Here is a 757-nt window from a genome sequence, read left to right as displayed (position 1 = left end):
ATGGTGGATGGTATTGACGGCCTGCTCGGTGGATTGTCGTCGGTTTCGTTTGCCGCAATCGGCATCATTTTATGGTTCGATGGTCAGTACAGCCTGTCGATGTGGTGTTTTGCCATGATTGCCGCCATTCTGCCTTATATCCTCTTAAATCTCGGTGCGCTCGGTCGTCGCTATAAAGTGTTTATGGGTGATGCGGGCAGTACGCTGATCGGCTTTACCGTTATCTGGATTTTGCTGGAGACCACACAGGGTAAAACTCACCCGATTAGCCCGGTAACAGCGCTGTGGATTATTGCCATTCCGCTAATGGATATGGTGGCGATTATGTATCGTCGTCTGCGTAAAGGAATGAGTCCTTTCTCTCCCGATCGCCAGCATATTCACCATCTCATCATGCGTGCCGGTTTTACTTCACGTCAGGCGTTTGTGCTGATTACCCTGGCTGCCGCTATTCTGGCCGCAATTGGGGTGGCTGCGGAATATGCTCATTTCATCCCTGAATGGGTCATGTTGGTATTATTCTTGCTAGCGTTTTTCCTGTACGGCTACTGCATTAAGCGCGCATGGAAAGTGGCGCGGTTTATTAAACGTCTTAAACGCAGGATGCGTCGCAACAGTGGCAACAATACAACATTAACTAAGTAAAATGGGACTATGATGACTCAACCGTTGGCGGGAGCGAAATCAGTGGTAACTGAGAATGAGCTGGATATTCGGGGTTTGTTTCGCGTGTTGTGGGCAGGCAAACTTTGGATAA

Annotated in this window: 2 protein-coding genes; both read left to right on the top strand. The window is 49.0% G+C overall.

The genetic code is table 11. The features are described 5' to 3' along the window. Window positions 1-645 (top strand): UDP-N-acetylglucosamine--undecaprenyl-phosphate N-acetylglucosaminephosphotransferase (gene wecA, locus JTA15_RS16965; RefSeq protein ID WP_219372528.1); only part of this gene is annotated, 645 nt, incomplete at its 5' end. Window positions 646-657: 12 nt separating this feature from the next. Beyond that, on the top strand, window positions 658-757 hold a 100-nt coding region (locus JTA15_RS21855; RefSeq protein ID WP_255580235.1), incomplete at its 3' end, for a hypothetical protein.

The sequence above is a fragment of the Enterobacter sp. BIDMC 29 genome (assembly GCF_019378755.1).
Lineage (GTDB): Bacteria > Pseudomonadota > Gammaproteobacteria > Enterobacterales > Enterobacteriaceae > Enterobacter > Enterobacter ludwigii.
This window is presented reverse-complemented; position numbering and strand designations above follow the sequence as displayed.